Raw genomic sequence first — 19,481 nt, forward strand, 5'->3', positions numbered from 1 at the left:
TGGCCCTTTGGTCATGGATTAGAACACATCAATAGGATAGTCGACGATTACCCGGTACTCATCAACATCGTTATCCACGCTCTGGTACGCGGTGTTGCCGCGGTTGGTGGCCCAGCGCAGGGTCACAGCCAGGTCCTTGGCCTTGCCTTCCTGAATCACGTATTTGAGCCCCAGGTCACGTTCCCAGTGATGGGCGTTCTTGCCTTCGGGGTTGTACCAGTTGCTGTAGCCGATGCTGTTGGGATCAGCCTTGGTCAGGTCCAGCTCACCGCGTGAGTACGACGCACTGGCTGTGAGGCCGGCGATGCCGAGGCCGGCAAAGTCATACTCGTATTGCAGCTTCCAGGAACGCTCGTTGGGGCCGTTGAAGTCCGAGTACTGCTGCGAGTTGTCCAGGTAAACGCTGTCGCCCTGATAGATATAGTCAAAGGGCGTATTGCCGTTGACCCGCTGGTACACCGCCGTCACCTTGTGGCCGTCGATGCCCAGGGCCAGGTGCAGGCTGAAGGTGTTGTTGTCGATATCGCCCAGCAGTGCCTTGCCGGTGTCCTGGGTGTGATAGAAGTGCAGGCCGGGGTTGAGGGTGACGCCCTCGCTCAGCGTATGGGTGTAGTCGAAGTCGTAGTAGTACTGGTTCCAGATGTCCTGCAACTGGGCTGCGTACAGGTTGCTGGTGATTTCCGGTACGCCGCTCCAGGACGCGCCAGCCCAGGTGATGTGCTTGCTGCTCTGGTCGCCCAGGTCACCGTAGGTGGTGGTCAGGCGACGCATGCCGCTCTGGTTGTAGGGCTTGTCGAAACTGACCTGGCCGCCTTCGAACATCCAGCCCTCGAAGCTGGTGTTGGTCAGGCTGACACCGCGAAAGGTCTGCGGCAGCATGCGGGTTTCACCGCCGGCGATTACCGGGTTGGTGAGGAACATGTCACCGGCTTTAAGCACGGTATCGAAGGCGCGCATTTTCAGTGCGGCACCGGCAGACGAAAAGGCAGTGGGCGCTTTGCCGTTGCCATCGCTGACCGGCAGGATGCTGCTGCCATCGGTGCCGCCGCCGCCATCGAGCTTGAGCCCGAGCAGGCCATAGGCATCCAGGCCGAAGCCAACGGTGCCTTGGGTGAAGCCCGACTCGAACTTGCCGATAAAGCCCTGGCCCCATTCCTTGCTGTCATCGGCATGGGGGCTGCGGATATCGTGGTTCATATAGTAGTTGCGGGCGTGAATCTTGAGGCTGGAACCTTCGACAAAACCGTCTTGGGTAGCGTCGTCATCGGCGTGGGCGAAGGTTGGGATCGTTGCAGCCAGGGCAATGAATAACGGACTGAGTTTGAGTGATGTCTTCACCAGTTTGTTGCTCCTTGAGAGTGGCGGCAGTTTTTATTTTCTTTGCAAATTCTGTTCTTGTTTGAAGGCATGCCAGTGCCGGGCATGTTTTTTTAAAACAAAAAAAAGCCGCTATGATAGCGGCTTTTGAAACAATCAGTCACATGTGTAGGCCGTGACTGACTGGGTCGGGAAGTCTGCGGGTGTGCGATCAGCTGTCCTGGACATCATCGCTGACGCTGGCTTTGGCCTGTTCAGGCTGCGGTTTTGCGTCGTTTTGATGACGTGCTGTCAGCTCTGCCTGATGTTGTTCAAATGTGGCTGCGCGGGCCGCATTTTGTGCGACAAAGGCAGGGGATTCTTCCGCCATGGCCAGGGGCGACAACAACAAAGACGACAAAACGAAAACGCTAGCCATACCCATACTGCTGGACATTTCAAAGACCTTCTTGCTTAGCAAGTGCTGTGTGATGGGTTAAATCTATAGCCCCGGGCGGGGGCGAAAAAGCCATGTTTTCGACAAGGACTTTTGCGTTTTGGGTAACAAATGCGCAAAGCAGCGGTTTAGACGTATAGCCGTGTAGCCGCTGCCGAGGAACGCAGGCTGCGATCGAGTGCGAAGCGCTCGTAAATCCTGAATGCACGTTTTTTCAGGAAAAACGTGGAGTCTGACCTTACGACGGCTTCGCCGCCGGACGCAGCCTGCGTTCCTCGGCAGCTGCTACAGGGCTACAGGTCACGTCGGCAAATACAACCCGAACGTATTGCGCCCGCCGGCGCTGCGTACAAACACCTCGCCGCCATGCATCTGTGCAATCGCCTTGACGATGGCCAGCCCCAGCCCGTGGTTGGCGCCGCTGTTGTGGCGGGCGGCGTCGACCCGGTAGAAACGCTCGAACAAGCGCGGCAAGTGCTCCCCGGCAATCGGCTGCCCCGGATTGCTCACGCTGATCGTGGCCTGCCCGGCGGTTTGCTCGATCAGGACCTCGATCACTTGCCCGGCCTCGGTGTGCTGCACGGCATTGTTCAGCAGGTTGATCAACGCCCGGCGCAGGTGGGCTTTTTCGATATTGACCCGCGCATCGCCCCTGACTTGCACCACAACCCGGGCGTCCTCAAGAATGAACTCCAGGTATTCCAGGGTCGTCGCCACTTCGTCAGCCAGGGACGCGCTGGTCAGTTTGCTGGCCTTGCTGCCCTGGTCGGCGCTCGCCAGGAACAGCATGTCGTTGATGATGTTGCGCAGCCGCTCCAGCTCTTCAAGGTTGGATTGCAGCACCTCAAAGTAATGCTCGGCCGAGCGCCCGCGGGTCAACGCCACCTGGGTCTGGCCGATGAGGTTGGTCAGTGGTGAGCGCAGTTCATGGGCCACGTCGGCATTGAACGACTCCAGCCGGGTCCAGGCCTGCTCCACGCGGTCCAGGGTCGAGTTGAAGGCGCTGACCAGTTGGTCCAGCTCCGGCGCCAGGGGCGCCAGGTGCAAGCGCCCGGACAAGTGCGGCGGTGCCAGTTTTTGTGCGGCCTCAGACAGCTTGACCAGTGGCTTGAGACCGATGCGCGCCACCCAGTAGCCGAGCAATGAGGCCAGCAGCACGCCGATGCTCGCCAGGCTAACCAGCGCAATCAGCAGGTGATGCTGGGTCTGGCGAAAGGTCTGGGTATCGATGGCAATCAGAAAGCGCAGGGCCGGGCGCTGTTCCCTGGCGGGTATTTCGCTGCTCAGCACCTTGAACGGGTAAGCCTCGCCGGGCAGGTGCAAGTCGCGCACGCCCACTGGCCCTTGGGCAAATTTGCGCACGGCGGCCTCGGGGTTACCGTACTCATAAGCCGGGTCTGAACTGATTGCCCAAAAGCGGATGCGTTTGTCCTCTTCGCTGAGCAGTTTGAGCTTGGCGCTCATCTTGGCCCAGTGCTCGGGGTTGCCGTAGCGGTTGATAGATGACTCAAGCACGCTGTAGCGCGCATCCAGCTCTGCTTCAGGCAGGCGGCCGATGCTTTTGTCGACCTGCTGGTACAGCGCCCCGCCGATCAATACAAACACCAGCAACGCCACCAGGGCGAACATCGCACTCAAACGCAGGGCGATGGAGTTCAAGGCCGTGAATCGCTTAAACACTGCGCCGCTCCAGCACATAGCCCATGCCGCGAATGGTGTGCAGCAGCTTGTGCTCGAATGGCCCGTCGAGTTTGGCGCGCAAGCGCTTGATCGCTACTTCGACCACGTTGGCGTCGCTGTCGAAGTTGATATCCCAGACCATCTCGGCAATGGCGGTCTTGGACAGGATTTCACCCTGGCGCCGCGCCAGTACGCTGAGCAGCGAGAACTCCTTGGCGGTCAGGTCCAGGCGGGCGCCGGCGCGGGTAGCCTTGCGGCTGATCAAATCTATCCACAGGTCGTCGACGCTCACCTGCACCGGCTCGTGGCCGCCGCTGCGACGGGTCAGGGCTTGCAGGCGGGCGACCAGTTCGAGAAACGAAAACGGTTTGCCCAGATAATCGTCGGCGCCTTCGCGCAGGCCGCGAATCCGGTCTTCGACCCGCTCACGGGCGGTGAGCATGATCACCGGGGTTTGCTTACGCGCCCGCAAGGCCCGCAGCACGCCAAAGCCGTCGAGCCCCGGGAGCATGACATCGAGCACGATCACCGCGTAATCACTCTCCATCGCCAGGTGCAGCCCCTCGATGCCATCGCGGGCCACATCCACCGTATAGCCTTGCTCGGTCAGCCCGCGGTGCAGGTAGTCGGCGGTTTTTTCTTCATCTTCAATAATCAGAACGCGCATGACCCGCCTCAGTGATCGGTTTGGAACGATGGAACAGTCGCTCAAGCCACAAGTATATGACCGGCGTGGTAAACAGCGTCAGCGCCTGGCTCACCAGCAGCCCGCCGACCACGGCAATCCCCAGTGGCTGGCGCAGTTCGGCGCCGGAGCCGTAGCCGAGCATCAGCGGCAAGGCGCCGAGCAGGGCAGCCAGGGTGGTCATGATGATCGGCCGAAACCGTGTAAGGCACGCCTGATAGATGGCCTCTTCGGGGCTCAGTCCACGGGTGCGCTGGGCATCGAGGGCAAAGTCGATCATCAGGATGCCGTTTTTCTTGACGATACCGATCAGCAATACCAGCCCGATCAGCGCCATGATCGAAAAGTCCTGGCCACATATCCACAGCATCAGCAGCGCGCCAAGCCCGGCCGAAGGCAGGGTGGAGATGATCGTCAGCGGGTGCACGAAGCTCTCGTACAGCACCCCCAGAATGATGTACACCGCCACCAGCGCCGCGAGGATCAGCCACGGCTGGCTGGCCAGTGAACTTTGAAATGCCTGGGCCGCGCCCTGGAAATTGCCGCTGATGGTGCTTGGCATGCCGATATCGTTTTTCGCCTGATCGAGCATCAGCACCGCATCGCCCAGGGCCACGCCGGGCGCGAGGTTGAACGACAGGTTGGCAGCCGGGAACATGCCGTCATGGCTGATCGACAACGGCCCGCTGACGGGCGCATCGACCTTGGCCACGGCTGACAACGGCACCATATCCCCGGTCAGCGGCGAGCGCAGGTAGAAGTAATTGAGGCTCTCGGCCTTGCCGCGCTGCTGCGCGTCGACTTCCAGGATCACGTTGTACTGGTTGGTCTCGGTCTGGAACTCATTGACCTGACGCTGGCCGAAGGCGTCGTACAGCGCCTCGTCGACATCGGTGGCCGTCAGGCCGAAGCGGGCCGCGGCATTACGGTCGATGCTGATATGGGTGATGCTGCCGCCCAGTTGCAGGTCGTTGGAAAGGTCGCGAAAGGCCGGGTTGGCGCGCAGTTTTTCGGTCAGGCGCTGGGTCCAGGTGGTGAGAGTCGGCCCGTCGTTGCTCTTGAGCACATATTGATACTGGCTGCGGCTGGGGCCGGAGCTGAGGTTGATGTCCTGGCCCGCGCGCAGGTACAGCACGATGCCGGGGACCCTGGCCAGTTGCGGGCGGATGCGGTCGATAAACTCGCTGGCCGAGACATCGCGCTGGCCACGGTCCTTGAGGGCAATCCAGAAGCGGCCGTTGGCGATGGTCTGGTTGCTGCCGGTCACGCCCACGGCATGGGAGAACGCCTGCACGGCCGGGTCGTTGCCGATGATCCCGGCCAGCGCCAGATGCTTTTGCGTCATGTCCGGGAATGAAATGTCGGATGCCGCCTCGGTGGTGCCGAGCACAAAGCCGGTGTCCTGCACCGGGAAGAAACCCTTGGGGATCAGCACATAACCGGCGATGGCCATGCCCAGGGTCACGGCGAAAATCCCCAGCATCAGCCGCTGGTGCGCCAGGGCCCGCTTCAGGCCCTTTTCATACAGGGCCAGCAGACGCTCGCCAAAGCCCGGTTTGGCATCAGGCTGGTGTACCGGTGCGCGCATAAACAGCGCGGCCAGGGTCGGCGCGAGGGTCAGTGATACCAGCACCGAAATCATGATGGTCGAGGTCGCGGTCAGGGCGAACTCCTTGAACAGGCGCCCGACCACCCCGCCCATAAACAGCAGTGGGATAAATGCCGCCACCAGCGAGAAGCTGATGGATACCACGGTAAAGCCGATCTCGCTGGCGCCCTTTATCGCCGCGTCGCGCATGCTTTCGCCAGCCTCCAGGTGGCGGTGGATGTTCTCCACCACCACGATGGCATCGTCGACCACAAACCCAACGGCCACCACAATCGCCACCAGCGTCAGGTTATTGATGCTGAAGCCCAGCACATACATCAGTGCGAAACTGGCGATCAGCGATACACCGAGCACTGCCGACACGATCAGGGTGGCTGACCACTGGCGCAAGAACAGCGCCATCACCGCAATCACCAGCAGCACGGCAATCAGCAGGGTGATTTCCACTTCATGCAGGGAGGCGCGGATGGTCTTGGTGCGGTCGCTCAGCACCGTGACCTCGACCGAGGCCGGGAGCATCGCCTGCAGGCCGGGCAGGGCGGCCTGGATACGGTCCACGGTGTCGACGATATTGGCCCCCGGCTGGCGCGAAATCACCAGGTTGAGCCCCGGCTGATGGCCCGACCAGGCCTGCACATAGTCGTTCTCGGAACCGTTGATAACCCGTGCCACGTCGCGCAACTGCACGGGGGCGCCGTCCTTGTACGAGACGATCAACTGGCCGTATTCATCGGCGTCGAACAACTGGTCGTTGGTCGACAGCGTGGAGATGCTCGACGGGCCATACAGCGCGCCCTTGGCCAGGTTGAGGCTGGTTTGCTGAATGGCCAGGCGGATATCGGCGAGGGTCAGGCCGATGGCGGCCAGTTTGTCGGCCGAGGCCTGCACGCGGATCGCTGGGCGCTGCTGGCCGGTGATATTGATCAGGCCCACGCCGTCGATCTGGCTGATTTGCCGGGCCAGCAGGGTTTCAACGTAATCGCTCAGCTCGGTGCCGGGCATTTGCAGCGAGCTGATGCTGAGGATCAGCACTGGGCTGTCGGCCGGGTTGACCTTCTTCCAGGTCGGTAGCGTGGGCATGTCCTTGGGCAGTTTGCCGGACGCGGTGTTGATCGCCGCCTGTACTTCCTGGGCGGCGGTATCGATGCTTTTGTTGAGGGTGAATTGCAGGGTCAGGGTGGTCGAGCCCAGGGCGCTGCTGGAGGTCATCTGGGTCATGCCGGGGATGGCGCTGAATTGCACCTCCAGCGGGGTGGCCACCGATGAGGCCATGGTGTCCGGGCTGGCGCCGGGTAGTTGCGCCGACACCTGGATGGTTGGGAACTCCGCTTCGGGCAAGGGCGCCACGGGCAGTCGCGGGAAGGCAATCAGCCCCACCAGCACCAGGGCGAAGGTCAGTAGTACAGTGGCCACCGGGTGATCGACACACCAGGCGGACAGCGAGCGGCTGCGGGTCATGGCTGCACCCGGGCGGCCGTTGGCTCGCTCAGGATTTCAACCCGCGAGCCGGGCTTGAGCCGCGACTGGCCATCGCTGACCAGCGCATCGCCGGGGTTTACGCCGGTGATGATGCTCAGCTCGGTGTCCTGAAATGTCAGTTGCACCGGGACGGTTTCTACCTTGTCGCCGCTGACCCGGTAGACGAAGTAATTATCCAGCCCGCGCTGCACCACCTGCGGTGGCACCACCAGCGCGTCGCGCTGCAGGCCGGTCTGGATCTCGACATTGACCAGTTGGCCAGGCCACAGGCTTTGCGTGGGGTTGTCGAATTGGGCCTTGGCCTTGATCGTACCGGTGGTGGCCGAGACCTGATTGTCGATCAGGCTCAGACGGCCCTCGCCCAGTGGCGTGGCGCTGTTGTCGGCATTGCCGATAAAGGCCTTGACCCGGGCCGGCTCCTTGGCCATAAGCAGCTCGTGGAGCAGGGGCAATTGCTGCTGGGGCAGGGAGAACTCCACGGCAATGGGGTCGATCTGGGTCACGGAAAACAGCCCCTGGGCATCGCTGACCCGCAAGAAATTGCCTGCATCCACTGCGCGAATGCCCACGCGCCCGCTGACCGGAGACTGTATTTGCGTATAGGACAACTGCACCTGCGCTGCCGCAATGGTTGCCTGGTCACCCTGTGCCGAAGCCTTGAGCTGATTGACCAGGGCTTGTTGCTGATCGAGGGTTTGCCTGGACACACCATTGTCCACGCTTAACAACTGGTAGCGCTTGAGGTCGACCAGTGCCACTTGCAGCTGTGCCTGATTCTGCCCCAGCTGGGCCCTGGCCTGATCGAGGCTGGCCTTGATTGAGCGGTCATCGAGTGTCGCCAGCAGGTCGCCCGCGTTGACCGTCTGGCCTTCCTTGACCCGAATATCAGTGAGGATGCCGTCGATCTGCGGGCGGATGATCACGCTGTGCAGCGACAGTACGGCGCCAATCCCGTTGATATAGCGCGGTACATCCTGTTGCTGCACATGGGCAACCCGCACCGGTATGGGTGCACCAGCCACTGATTTTCCGGGAGCAGGGCGGCTCAACCACCAGATACCGCCGCCGATAAGAGCAAGCACCAGTGTGCCCAGCAAGATTTTTTTGGTTTTATTGGGCATGCGGGATAAGCGCCGTGTGCGTGGAGTAAGGGCTTGTATAAGGGTTATAGCGTGCGGACCCGGTCAGTACAGTGACGGCTAACTGACATTACTGACAGTTTTGAGATTCGTAGCAGCTGCCTCGTTCCTTCGGCAGCTGCTACATCATTGTTTTTTTACGACCAGCGAGTGCAACGCATACTGGGTGCGCAGGTATACTGCGCGGCATTGCGCCACTTGGCCTGTTTATTTCCCGTATTTCGGAGCTTTCATGACTTCTCCTACACCAACGACCGCTCCTGATGACGTGAGCGCCGAGAACCTCGATACCCCGGAAAAACCGGTAATCCCTGCGTTCACCTTCCCGTTCAAGCCTTCCGAGTTTGCCAAGGCCAAGTCCCAGGGCAAGGCGTACTACCAGAAAAGCGGCCTCGGCGGTCACGATAAAACCCCTAACGCTCCGCCTCATGGCACCCGTAAAACCATGGGTAAGCGCTGATTTAATGCCCCAAAAAGTGGCAATATGCCATTAGTGTTTGTTCAGGCCTGATTAACTCATTTAGTCATGCGCCAGATCAGTATTTGCTTAATAGGTGCGCTTAGAGTCGACGACCCTGCCGACTCTTCCTAACAATCCGAGCGCGCCTGACATGAAAATCAATCTACCGATTACCGGCCGATCCGTTGATTTTGCCCCCGACGCCAATATCCTCTCCACCACCGATCTCGACAGTACCATCACCTACGCCAACCCTGACTTTATCCAGGTCAGCGGCTACGAGCTGAGCGAGTTGCTGGGCTCCCCGCACAATCTGCTACGCCACCCCGACATGCCCGCCGCCGCCTTCAGCCATATGTGGCAGACCCTCAAGGCCGGGCGTTCGTGGATGGGCATGGTAAAAAACCGCTGTAAAAACGGTGACCATTATTGGGTCAGCGCCTATGTCACGCCGGTCATGCAAAACGGCGAAACCGTCGAGTACCAATCCGTGCGCACCCAGCCTGCACCCGAGCGGGTCGCGGTTGCCGAGGCGCATTACGCCGCCCTGCGTGCGGGGCGCAAGCCGTGGCTGCCGGTGGGGTTGCGCCTGGGGCTGGGTGGCAAGCTGGGGTTGTTTGTGAGTGCTGTCTTTGGCGCCGTCAGCGCCGTGGGCACGCTGTTGCTGGCCAGCGTCGATGCCCGGGCCGGGCTGGTGATCTGGTTGCTGGGCAGTCTGTTGAGTTCGGCAGCCATCGCCTGGATGCTGCGGCCTTTGCATGCCTTGACCCGTCGCGCCAAAGACGTGGGCGACAACCCCTTGAGCCAGCAGATTTATACCGGGCGCCGTGATGAATTCGGCCAGATCGAGTTTGCCCTGCATATGCTGGAGGCGCAGGTCGGCGCGGTGGTGGGGCGTATCGGCGATGCCTCGCAGCGTCTGGCCGGGCACGCCGGCGAGCTGGTTCAGCACTTGCAAAGCAGCCATGCCAGCACCTTGAATCAACAGCTTGAGACCGACCAGGTGGCCACTGCCATCAACGAAATGGCGGCCAGCGTGGCGCAGGTTGCAACCCATGCCCAGCAGGCCTCGCAAACCGCCGACCAGGTGCAGATCGAAACCCGTGAAGGCCACCAACTGGTGATGCAAAGCCGCAGCACGGTGCAGCACCTGGCATCGGAGCTGGAACGGGCCACCGAGGTGGTGCATCACCTGCAAAGCCACAGCAGCGATATTTCCTCGGTGCTGGAGGTGATCCGCAGTATTGCCGAGCAAACCAACCTGCTGGCGCTCAACGCTGCCATCGAGGCGGCACGGGCGGGCGACCAGGGCCGTGGCTTTGCCGTTGTGGCCGATGAAGTGCGCGGCCTGGCCCAGCGTACGCAGCAATCGACCTGTGAAATCCAGGCCATGATCAGTGCCCTGCAAGAAGGCGCGCAGGCGGCGGTGCAGGTGATGCAGCAAAGCAGTGAGTATGCGCAAAACAGCGTTAACCAAACGCAGATGGCCAGTTGTGCGCTGGACGGGATCAGCCTGCAAGTGCAGAAAATCACCGAGATGAGCGTTCAGATCGCCGCCGCGGTCGAGGAGCAAAGTGTGGTTAGCGAAGACATCAACCGCAATATCGCCGGGATCCGCAGTGCCTGCGAGGTGACGGTGGATGCCGGCCAGCAAAGCCATCGCCATTCGGGGGATGTGGCCGACCTGGCTGCAAGCCTGCGCTCGCTGGCGCAGGAGTTCTGGCAGACCCGGCGCTAAAGCGCTTCGCGCCGGATCAGGGCCATGCCGTGCTGCTCATAAAGGCGCCGGGCCCTGTGATTGTGTTCCATGACCTTGAGGTCGACGCAGGCCTCATGGCGCTGGCGGAACACTTCGAACACATGGCTCAGCAGCGCGCTGCCCAGGCCCTGACCCTGATGATGCGGGTGCACCACCAGGTCCTTGAGGTAAGCGCTGGTCCAGGCTTGAGCCACCGCGATCACCTGGCCTTCATGGAGGATGACAAAACACAGCTGCGGGTCGTACTCGGCGTCATGCAGCAGGTCGTTTTGCCAGCTATGCAAGGGTTCGACGCTGCCCCGGCCGTCGGCGTAACCCAGGCACAGCAGGGCATGCACGGGTTGCATTAACGCCTCGCTAAGTGTCACCAGGCTAAAGCCTTCCGGCCACTGCGCGGCGGGCAATGGCTTGCGCAGGTCCTTGCGCAGCAACAGGCAGTAGTCGCTCATTATGCTCAGAAACCTTGCTCGGCCACCGTGCGCGCGGCGAGGATCAGGCACTGGGTCAGCTCCGGCGAAGAGAACTTGGTCAACACCGCATTGGCCCCGGCCAGACGCGCTTTTTCGCTGTTCATCGCGCTGTTCAACGAGGTGTGCAGCAGTACATACAGGTGGGCAAAGTCCGGAGTGTCACGCACGGTGCGGGTAAAGGCGTAGCCGTCCATTTCGGACATTTCGATATCTGACACCAGCACGTTGATCTGGTCCGGTGTGCCTTGCAGCTCCAGCAAGCGCTCGATGGCTTCCTTGGCGCTGCGCGCGGTGTGGCAGTGCAGGCCCAGGTTGCGCAGGGTAATTACCGACTGCTGCAGCGCTACCTGGCTGTCATCGACCACCAGAATGCGGGCATTGGCCAGCAACTTTGACTCTTCCTTGCTGAGGGTTTCGCCAGTGCTTTCAACTTTCGCCGGGGCGATGCCGTGGATGACTTTCTCGATATCCAGCACCTGCACCAGCACACCGTCGACCTGGGTCACGCCGGTGATGTAGGAGCGCTTGCCGGAGCCGTAGGGCGGTGGACGGATATCGGTGCTCAGGCAGTGCACGATTTTGCTGACGGCCTGCACATGCAGCCCCTGCTTGGAACGGCTGACATCGGTGACGATCAGGCAGCCGCCATCGGGGTCGAGCAGCGGTTGCTCACCGATGGCACGGCTCAGGTCGATCACCGACAGTGACGCGCCGCGCAACACCGCGATGCCTTTCACGTTGGGGTGGGATTCGGGCATTTTGGTCAGTGGCGGGCAGGGAATGATTTCGCTGACCTTGAGCAGGTTGATCGCCAACAACTTGCCGCTGCGCAGAGTGAAGAGCAGGAGGGAGAGTGAATCTGCGCGGGCATTGTTCGATGACATAAAAATCTTCTGTGGTGGGAGCGATACAGGGTTATCGGCGTGAATAAAGAATCCTGTAGCCGCTGACGAGGCACGAGGCTGCGATGTGGGCCGCAGGACCACCGCTTGGGGCCGGGGGGCAACCCATCGCAGCCTCGTGCCTCGTCAGCGGCTACAGGTCGGGGTTATTTCAAGCCCAGGCGCTTGGCCATTCTGCCCAGATTCGCCCGGTCCAGCCCCAGCTCCCGTGCCGCACTGGCCCAGTTGTGCTGATGGCGTTCGAGGCAGGCGCTGATCAATTGGCGCTGGTAGTTTTCGGTGGCCTGGCGCAAGTCGCCCGCGGCGTCCGGCACGCTCTGGGGCTCGATCACCGCAGCGCTGGCGCTGGAGGTCGGCAAGTCCAGATCCGCCGCGGTCAGGGTCAAAATCCGTGGCCGCGTGCTGCAATTGCCCAGCGCTTTAAGGGCGCTGCGGCCAATCAGGTGTTCCAGCTCGCGAACATTGCCCGGCCACGAATACTGCACCAGCGCCGCCTGGGCGTCTGGGCTCAGGCGCAAGCTGCCCAGGCCCATGCGCGAGCGGTTCTGTTCCAGAAAGAAGCCGCTCAGCAGCAACACATCGCGGCCGCGTTCACGCAAGGCCGGCACCCTGAGCGGGTATACGCTCAAGCGATGGTAGAAGTCGGCCCGGTAACGGCCGCTGCGCACTTCTTCGGCCAGGTCGCGGTTGGTGGCCGCGATCAGGCGCACATCAACCCGGTGTTCCTGGTCCGAGCCCAAGCGCTGTAACTGCCCGCTTTGCAGCACCCGCAGCAACTTGGCCTGCACGGTCAGCGACAGCTCGCCCACCTCGTCGAGAAACAGCGTACCGCCATTGGCCAACTCGAACTTGCCGCGTCGATCCTGGGTGGCGCCGGTAAAGGCGCCGCGCACATGGCCGAACAGCTCGCTCTCCACCAGGGTGTCGGGCAGGGCCGCGCAGTTAAGGCTGATCAGCGGTTTGTCCGCGCGTGGCGAGGCGGCATGAATGGCCTGGGCCACCAGTTCCTTGCCGACCCCGGTTTCGCCGGTAATCAAGACCGTCAGGTCACTGCCACCCACCAGGGCGATTTCTTCAAGCAGGCGTTTATGCACCTTGCTCTGGCCAATCAGCTCCTTGTTGGGCGAATCGTTGGCCTGTCGATAGAGTTCGGCTTTTTGTCGTTCATCCTCAACCCGCAACGCTAGGCGCTCGATGCGCTGAGCCACATTGACCGTGGCCGCAGCCAGGCTGGCAAAGGCCTGCAGGTCATCCAGCGAGACCGGTTCGAAGCGTTTGGAGTCCAGTGCGTCGAGGGTCAGCAGGCCCCAGGGACGCTCTTCGACAAACAGCGGGCAGCCCATGCAGTCGTGGACCTCCAGGTGCTCGGCCAGCCCGTCGACCAGGCCATCATAGGGGTCAGGCAGCTCGCAGTTGCTGGGGAAACGGGTGGGCCCGGGGCTGGCGAGCAACGCCTGAAAGCGCGGGTGCTCGCTGACTTTGAAGCGTCGCCCCAGGGTATCCAGGCTCAAGCCGTCGACGGCCAGCGGCACCAGCCATTCGCCGTCCAGTCGCAGCAGGGCTGCGGCGTCGCAGGGCAGCAGGGTGCGCAAGGCATGCAGCAGGCGCCGATAGCGTTCGCCCTCGGGCAGGTCGCGGGACAGATCGTCCACCAGCGGCAGTAGGGTGGTCAGCAGCAGTTTTGCAGTCATTTTGACCTCGTGTAGTCTTTAAGACTATAAGTCAGCATGAGTCATAATGACTATATATTATTTAAGTACTTGTTTTTAAAGGCTTAAATAGTTGGCACGGAAACTGATATGTAAAAGGTAATTGTTAAAGCCTACGTGCTCAGGAGTCACCCTTATGCTTACTGCTCAGGATCGTGCCATCGTAAAATCCACCGTGCCACTGCTGGAAAGCGGCGGTGAAGGGCTGATCACACACTTCTATCGCATGATGCTCTCGGAATACCCGCAAGTGCGCTCATTGTTCAACCCGGCCAACCAGGCCAGCGGCGACCAGCCGCGTGCACTGGCCACCGGTGTGCTGATGTATGCGCGGCATATCGATCAGCTCGACCAGTTGGGCGACCTGGTAGCCAGGATCATCAACAAGCATGTTGCGCTGCAAATCCTTCCCGAACACTACCCGATTGTCGGCAGCTGCCTGTTGCGGGCCATCGAGGAAGTGCTGGGCAGCGACATCGCCACCCCGCAAGTGCTCAGTGCCTGGGGCGCAGCCTATAACCAGTTGGCCGATATCCTGATTGGTGCCGAAGCGGCCATTTACGACGAAAAAGCCGCGGCTCCGGGTGGCTGGCGTGGCGGGCGTGAATTCAAACTGGCAGCCAAGGTTGAAGAAAGCGCTGAAATCACCTCGTTTTACTTCCGCCCGGTCGACCAGCAGCCGATTCTCGATTTCGCCCCGGGCCAGTATATCGGCCTGAAAATGATGATCGATGGTGAAGAAGTGCGCCGCAACTACTCCCTGTCCGCACTGGCCCAGGTGGGGCGCTACCGGATCAGCGTCAAGCGCGAGAAAGGTGGGGTGGTGTCAAACTTCCTGCATGACCGTTTGAATGTGGGCGACACCCTGGAGCTGTTCCCGCCTGCAGGCGAGTTCACCCTGACTGACAGCGACAAACCGCTGGTGCTGATCAGCGGTGGCGTGGGTATTACCCCGACGCTGGCGATGCTTGAAGCGGCGCTGGCAACCAAGCGCCCGATCCATTTTATCCACTGTGCCCGTAATGCCGATGTGCATGCCTTCCGCACCTGGGTCGATGAACTGGCTGCCCAGCACCCGCAACTGCAGCGTTTTTACTGCTACGACGAGCAGGACGAATCTGCAAATCATGTAGGCCTTTTAACGGAGGACGTGCTGGCACAATGGTTGCCGCAAGAGCGTGACCTGGATGCCTACTTCCTGGGGCCAAAAGGCTTTATGGGCGCGGTCAAGCGCCACCTCAAAGCCCTGGGTGTGCCGGAGCAGCAAAGCCGCTACGAGTTCTTCGGCCCGGCGGCAGAGCTGAACTAAGGCTTATTCGCGGGGATAGGTGGGAGCGGGCTTGCTCGCGATGCAGACCACGCGGCCTGTCAGGCAGGCCATGTCGATGCCATCGCGGGCAAGCCCGGCTCCCACAGGTCGTGCATAGCCGAAGTAGTTGCATCGTTTAATCCCCCTGCGACACTTTCCCTGTAACGTTCAGATACATCCAGGCATCCGGTCTGGGTGTAAACTGTACGCCTTACACATAAACAGGCTAAGGGACGCGGGATGACCAATGACATGTTGCAACTGGGTCGGGAGAAGCGCTTCCTGGTCCTGCTCGGGCTGATCTGCCTGGCGCTGATTGGCGGTGCACTCTATATGCAGATCGTGCTCGGTGAAGCACCGTGCCCACTGTGTATCCTGCAACGCTATGCCCTGTTGCTGATCGCCATCTTTGCTTTTATCGGTGCGGCCATGCCGAGCCGGCGCAGCCTTACGGTATGTGAAGTGCTGGTGGTGCTGAGCGCCATTGGCGGCATCATTGCTGCCGGGCGTCATGTGTATATCCTCGCCAATCCGGCAGTAAGCTGCGGTCTTGATGCCTTGCAGCCGATTGTCGACGGCCTGCCGCTGGCGGCGATCTTCCCTTTGGGATTTCAGGTCGACGGCTTTTGCTCAACGCCCTACCCGCCGGTACTCGGCCTGTCGCTGGCGCAGTGGGCGCTGGTGGCCTTTGTGCTGACCGCCGTGCTGGTGCCGCTGGGCATCTATCGCAACCGGAGCAAATCGAGCTGAGCAACGGCTAAATTGTGTTCAGGCGGCCTCGTTCTTCTTCTGGATGTGCGGGGCGTTTTTTTGTCCGTACATAAATGTAAAGAGGGTGTGAGCCGAGCGTCGAAAATGGGTGTGCGACACTGCGACATATTGTCACGGACGGCGTGTCGCAGGCCGTGCCTTTGTCTGACAAGCGGTCTTTTAAAGGTATGACTTTGTGTAACACGCCTGAGGTGTTTTGACGCTGGGGGAAGGGTTGAAAAGTGCCTGGAGAGACTCCATGCAAATTGGCTCAAGCCCTTTTTATTTGGGCGTTTAAGCGGGTTCGGGGGGAGGCGGGATGCGCTAAAAAGGGGCGTTCTGATTGAGGGGTTGTGGCGTGCTACAGCCCTGATTTTGAGGGGCGTTTCAACGCGGGGCGTAATAATAGGTGGGGATTGTTACCGTGGCCGAGAAGAATTATTTCCGAATGAGACGTGGTTTATAGAGAGCTACCTAACTACAATCGCCCGCACTGAACGTCCAGCCTGCTCATCCCTGAGCCCAAGCGGGAAGTTGAAGGCCGACTGGGTTGTTCAATACAGGCGTCCCATGCGACTCCCAGGTACTGGCAACCCTTCTAAGTTCCGCACCAAATGGAATTGGTCTGTGACAAGGCCATTGACCACGTATCGAATAAGAAATCACTGCTAACCCGGAATTTGCCCGTTCGCCTGATGGTGATAGAGCAGGCTTTCATTCAATTCCGGAAAAGAGCCAACCCTTGGCAGGGCGAAGTGTTGGCGAAAAAAACCAACTGCATTGTGCAAGCTGTTTTAGAGGTCGTGAGATGACTAAAAAAAGGTACCCCAGACTCCTTGGCTTATTGCCACTTTTCGGCACGTTGTTGCTGGGAGGTTGCAACATGACATTGCTCGATCCGGTGGGGCAGGTCGGGATCGAAGAGCGGAATCTGATCATCACTGCAACACTGCTGATGCTTCTGGTCGTGGTGCCGGTCATCATTATGACCCTGGTATTTGCGTGGAAATATCGCGCGTCGAACACCAGCGCTACCTACACACCAAAGTGGTCGCACTCCACCAAGATCGAAGTCGTGATCTGGACTGTGCCAATTCTGATCATCATCGCCCTGGGCGTGATCACCTACAAGTCGACCCACGCGCTGGACCCGTATCGTCCGCTCGAGTCTGACGTCAAGCCGATTACCATCGAAGTGGTGGCAATGGACTGGAAGTGGATGTTCATCTACCCGGAACAGGGTATCGCCACCGTCAACAAGATCGTGTTCCCGGCCAACACCCCGGTCAATTTCCGTATCACCTCTGACACGGTCATGAACTCGTTCTTCATTCCAGGCCTGGGCGGTCAGATCTACGCCATGGCCGGCATGACGACCAAGCTGCACCTGATTGCCAACCGCAACGCTGAAATGGAAGGCATCTCTGCCAACTACAGCGGTGCCGGTTTCACTGGCATGAAATTCAAAGCGATCGCGACTTCTCAGGCTGACTTCGATGCCTGGGTAAGTGAAGTCAAAGCGTCACCTAAACAGCTTGATGAAGCTGCTTATGCCGCCTTGTCCGTATCCAGTCAGAACAATCCCGTTGAGCTGTTCTCCTCGTACACACCGAACCTGTTTCAGAAAATCGTCGACAAGTACGAAGGTATGACACCAGGCAAACCGGTGAAGCACGAGAAGAAAGAAGTGGCCGGGAACGACGTGGCGGACACGAGTGAGCATTCAGCTGCCGGGGCAGAGGAGTAAACGATGTTTGGTAAATTAAGTTGGGAAGCGGTCCCGTTCCACGAGCCGATCGTGATGGTGACCATCGCCATGATCGCGCTGGGTGGTCTGGCACTGTTTGCAGCAATCACCTACTTCAAGAAGTGGACCTACCTGTGGACCGAATGGCTAACGTCAGTCGACCACAAGAAAATCGGCGTGATGTACATCATCGTCGCCATGATCATGCTGCTGCGCGGCTTTGCCGACGCCGTGATGATGCGTACCCAGCTGGCCATGGCCACCGAGGGTTCGCCTGGCTACCTGCCACCTGAACACTATGACCAGATCTTCACCGCTCACGGTGTGATCATGATCATCTTCATGGCGATGCCATTCTTCACCGGCCTGATGAACCTTGCAGTGCCGCTGCAGATCGGCGCCCGTGACGTGGCCTACCCGTTCCTGAACTCCCTGAGCTTCTGGCTGCTGGTGTCCGGCGTTGTGCTGGTCAACCTGTCGCTGGGCGTCGGCGAGTTCGCCAAGACCGGTTGGGTTGCTTATCCGCCGCTGTCGGGCTTGCAGTACAGTCCGGGCGTGGGGATGGATTACTACATCTGGGCTCTACAGCTATCGGGGTTAGGTACGACGTTAACCGGGGTCAACTTCCTGGCGACTGTTCTGAAGATGCGTGCCCCTGGCATGAAACTGATGGACATGCCGATCTTCACCTGGACCTGCACCTGGGCAAACGTCCTGATCGTGGCTTCGTTCCCGATCCTGACCGCTACCCTGGCACTGCTGACACTTGACCGTTACATGGATTTCCACATTTTCACCAATGAACTTGGTGGCAATCCAATGATGTACGTCAACCTGTTCTGGGCGTGGGGTCACCCTGAGGTTTACATCCTCATTCTGCCGGCGTTCGGTATCTTCTCCGAAGTGATCTCCACGTTCACCGGCAAGCGTCTGTTCGGTCACCACTCGATGGTCTACGCCTCCGGCGCGATCTCGGTACTGGGCTTCATGGTTTGGCTGCACCACTTCTTCACCATGGGTTCGGGTGCAAGCGTCAACGCCTTCTTCGGTCTGGCGACGATGCTGATTTCCATCCCGACGGGTGTGAAGCTGTTCAACTGGCTGTTCACCATCTACCAGGGCCGTCTGCGCTTCACCAGCCAGGTTCTGTGGACCCTGGGCTTCATGGTGACCTTCGCCATCGGCGGCATGACTGGCGTACTGCTGGCCATCCCGGGTGCTGACTTCGTACTGCACAACAGCCTGTTCGTTATTGCTCACTTCCATAACGTGATCATCGGCGGCGCAGTATTCGGTTACATCGCAGGCTTCAGCTTCTACTTCCCTAAAGCGTTCGGCTTCAAGTTGAACGAGAAGTGGGGCAAGGCAGCGTTCTGGTTCTGGATCGTCGGCTTCTTCATCGCCTTCATGCCGCTCTATGCACTGGGCTTCATGGGCATGACCCGTCGTCTGAACGCCAGCACCAACCCTGAGTGGGTGCCTTACCTGTACGTTGCCCTGTTCGGCGCAATCCTGATCGCTTGCGGTATCGCCAGCCAGCTGATCCAGCTGTACGTCAGTATCCGTGACCGTAACAAGCCAGAGAACGCCTGCGAATTCGGCGATCCTTGGAATGCACACACGCTGGAATGGTCGACTTCGTCGCCACCACCGTTCTACAACTTCGCTGTACTGCCAAAAGTCGACGGTATCGACCCGTTCACCGAAGCCAAGGAAAACGGTACTGCGTACCAGGCTCCGGCCAAGTACGAGCCGATCCACATGCCGAACAACACGGCAACGGGTGTGTACATGGGTGCACTGCTGACCGTCTTCGGTTTTGCAATGATCTGGCACATCTGGTGGCTGGCCATCGTTGGTCTGGTTGGCACCGTCGTGGTCTTCGTGGCTCACGCTGCACGTGACGACCAGGGCTACATGGTGCCGGTAGAGACTATCGAGCGCATCGAGGCCGAGCAGCACAAGCGTCTGGTAGCCGCCAAAGCAATCCCGGCTACTCGTGTTGAAACCAAGTTGGAACAGGCTTAAAC

14 protein-coding genes and 2 pseudogenes are annotated in these 19,481 nt (G+C 60.1%); 7 read left to right on the forward strand and 9 right to left on the reverse strand.

Annotated elements, in window-relative coordinates; all coding sequences use genetic code 11:
• Positions 1-18: 18 nt before the first annotated feature.
• From BLU25_RS19360 to BLU25_RS19385, 6 genes are all read right to left on the reverse strand, one after another.
• On the reverse strand, positions 19-1,338 hold the full coding sequence (locus BLU25_RS19360; protein ID WP_016779539.1) for an OprD family porin: 1,320 nt from the start codon (positions 1,336-1,338) through the stop codon (positions 19-21).
• A gap of 190 nt (positions 1,339-1,528) precedes the next feature.
• Positions 1,529-1,753, reverse strand: coding sequence for a hypothetical protein (locus tag BLU25_RS19365; RefSeq protein ID WP_016779540.1), 225 nt, complete (start codon positions 1,751-1,753; stop codon positions 1,529-1,531).
• Between the two features lie 300 nt (positions 1,754-2,053).
• The gene (locus BLU25_RS19370; RefSeq protein ID WP_050901270.1) at positions 2,054-3,451 is read right to left on the reverse strand and encodes a heavy metal sensor histidine kinase; all 1,398 of its coding nucleotides are present in this window, start codon (positions 3,449-3,451) and stop codon (positions 2,054-2,056) included.
• Complete coding sequence (locus tag BLU25_RS19375) at positions 3,426-4,100, reverse strand: heavy metal response regulator transcription factor (RefSeq protein WP_016779542.1); 675 nt, start codon at positions 4,098-4,100, stop codon at positions 3,426-3,428. The genes BLU25_RS19370 and BLU25_RS19375 overlap by 26 nt, the downstream gene beginning before the upstream one ends.
• Positions 4,081-7,185: a multidrug efflux RND transporter permease subunit gene (locus BLU25_RS19380; protein ID WP_016779543.1), complete on the reverse strand. Its 3,105-nt coding sequence runs from the start codon at positions 7,183-7,185 to the stop codon at positions 4,081-4,083. The genes BLU25_RS19375 and BLU25_RS19380 overlap by 20 nt, the downstream gene beginning before the upstream one ends.
• Entirely contained in the window at positions 7,182-8,327 is a 1,146-nt protein-coding gene (locus BLU25_RS19385) for an efflux RND transporter periplasmic adaptor subunit (protein WP_016779544.1), read from the reverse strand. Before BLU25_RS19385 ends, BLU25_RS19380 begins: the two co-directional genes overlap by 4 nt.
• 250 nt (positions 8,328-8,577) lie before the next feature.
• On the opposite strand from BLU25_RS19385, the gene BLU25_RS19390 reads away from it, so the two are divergent.
• The 3 genes and pseudogenes from BLU25_RS19390 to BLU25_RS24010 all read left to right on the forward strand — a co-directional run.
• Positions 8,578-8,805, forward strand: a complete 228-nt coding sequence (locus BLU25_RS19390; protein WP_029611247.1) for a hypothetical protein — start codon at positions 8,578-8,580, stop codon at positions 8,803-8,805.
• A 151-nt stretch (positions 8,806-8,956) separates the two neighbouring features.
• Positions 8,957-9,238 (forward strand): annotated as a pseudogene (locus tag BLU25_RS24005) (PAS domain-containing protein); the annotation flags it as partial.
• Positions 9,239-9,550: 312 nt separating this feature from the next.
• Positions 9,551-10,543, forward strand: a pseudogene (locus BLU25_RS24010) (methyl-accepting chemotaxis protein); the annotation flags it as partial.
• On the opposite strand, the gene BLU25_RS19400 reads toward BLU25_RS24010, so the two are convergent.
• The 3 genes from BLU25_RS19400 to norR all read right to left on the reverse strand — a co-directional run bounded on the left by BLU25_RS19400 (position 10,540) and on the right by norR (position 13,627).
• Positions 10,540-11,013, reverse strand: a complete 474-nt coding sequence (locus tag BLU25_RS19400; protein ID WP_016779547.1) for a GNAT family N-acetyltransferase — start codon at positions 11,011-11,013, stop codon at positions 10,540-10,542. The pseudogene BLU25_RS24010 and the gene BLU25_RS19400 overlap by 4 nt on opposite strands.
• A 5-nt stretch (positions 11,014-11,018) precedes the next feature.
• Positions 11,019-11,918: a chemotaxis protein gene (locus BLU25_RS19405; RefSeq protein ID WP_029611248.1), complete on the reverse strand. Its 900-nt coding sequence runs from the start codon at positions 11,916-11,918 to the stop codon at positions 11,019-11,021.
• 164 nt (positions 11,919-12,082) lie between these two features.
• On the reverse strand, positions 12,083-13,627 hold the full coding sequence (gene norR / locus BLU25_RS19410) for a nitric oxide reductase transcriptional regulator NorR (protein ID WP_083369781.1): 1,545 nt from the start codon (positions 13,625-13,627) through the stop codon (positions 12,083-12,085).
• A 154-nt stretch (positions 13,628-13,781) separates the two neighbouring features.
• Here norR and hmpA point away from each other — a divergent pair, with 154 nt between their 5' ends.
• The 4 genes from hmpA (at position 13,782) to cyoB (ending at position 19,479) form a co-directional block, all read left to right on the forward strand.
• Complete coding sequence (hmpA, locus tag BLU25_RS19415) at positions 13,782-14,954, forward strand: NO-inducible flavohemoprotein (protein ID WP_083369782.1); 1,173 nt, start codon at positions 13,782-13,784, stop codon at positions 14,952-14,954.
• Positions 14,955-15,194: 240 nt separating this feature from the next.
• Positions 15,195-15,704, forward strand: a complete 510-nt coding sequence (locus tag BLU25_RS19420) for a disulfide bond formation protein B (RefSeq protein ID WP_016779551.1) — start codon at positions 15,195-15,197, stop codon at positions 15,702-15,704.
• Positions 15,705-16,512: 808 nt separating this feature from the next.
• On the forward strand, positions 16,513-17,451 hold the full coding sequence (cyoA, locus tag BLU25_RS19430; RefSeq protein ID WP_029611249.1) for a ubiquinol oxidase subunit II: 939 nt from the start codon (positions 16,513-16,515) through the stop codon (positions 17,449-17,451).
• A 3-nt stretch (positions 17,452-17,454) separates the two neighbouring features.
• Positions 17,455-19,479 (forward strand): cytochrome o ubiquinol oxidase subunit I, encoded by a 2,025-nt coding sequence (gene cyoB, locus BLU25_RS19435; protein WP_016779554.1) that lies wholly within the window; start codon positions 17,455-17,457, stop codon positions 19,477-19,479.
• Positions 19,480-19,481 lie beyond the last annotated feature (2 nt).

The sequence above is a fragment of the Pseudomonas fragi genome (genome assembly GCF_900105835.1).
GTDB classification, from domain to species: Bacteria; Pseudomonadota; Gammaproteobacteria; order Pseudomonadales; family Pseudomonadaceae; genus Aquipseudomonas; species Aquipseudomonas fragi.

Coding starts and splice junctions, on each gene's coding strand:
- BLU25_RS19365 (WP_016779540.1), bottom strand. CDS start 1,753: ATGTCCAGCAGTATGGGTATGGCTAGCGTTTTCGTTTTGTCGTCTTTG.
- BLU25_RS19370 (WP_050901270.1), bottom strand. CDS start 3,451: ATGTGCTGGAGCGGCGCAGTGTTTAAGCGATTCACGGCCTTGAACTCC.
- BLU25_RS19375 (WP_016779542.1), bottom strand. CDS start 4,100: ATGCGCGTTCTGATTATTGAAGATGAAGAAAAAACCGCCGACTACCTG.
- BLU25_RS19380 (WP_016779543.1), bottom strand. CDS start 7,185: ATGACCCGCAGCCGCTCGCTGTCCGCCTGGTGTGTCGATCACCCGGTG.
- BLU25_RS19385 (WP_016779544.1), bottom strand. CDS start 8,327: ATGCCCAATAAAACCAAAAAAATCTTGCTGGGCACACTGGTGCTTGCT.
- BLU25_RS19390 (WP_029611247.1), top strand. CDS start 8,578: ATGACTTCTCCTACACCAACGACCGCTCCTGATGACGTGAGCGCCGAG.
- BLU25_RS19400 (WP_016779547.1), bottom strand. CDS start 11,013: ATGAGCGACTACTGCCTGTTGCTGCGCAAGGACCTGCGCAAGCCATTG.
- BLU25_RS19405 (WP_029611248.1), bottom strand. CDS start 11,918: ATGTCATCGAACAATGCCCGCGCAGATTCACTCTCCCTCCTGCTCTTC.
- norR (WP_083369781.1), bottom strand. CDS start 13,627: ATGACTGCAAAACTGCTGCTGACCACCCTACTGCCGCTGGTGGACGAT.
- hmpA (WP_083369782.1), top strand. CDS start 13,782: ATGCTTACTGCTCAGGATCGTGCCATCGTAAAATCCACCGTGCCACTG.
- BLU25_RS19420 (WP_016779551.1), top strand. CDS start 15,195: ATGACCAATGACATGTTGCAACTGGGTCGGGAGAAGCGCTTCCTGGTC.
- cyoA (WP_029611249.1), top strand. CDS start 16,513: ATGACTAAAAAAAGGTACCCCAGACTCCTTGGCTTATTGCCACTTTTC.
- cyoB (WP_016779554.1), top strand. CDS start 17,455: ATGTTTGGTAAATTAAGTTGGGAAGCGGTCCCGTTCCACGAGCCGATC.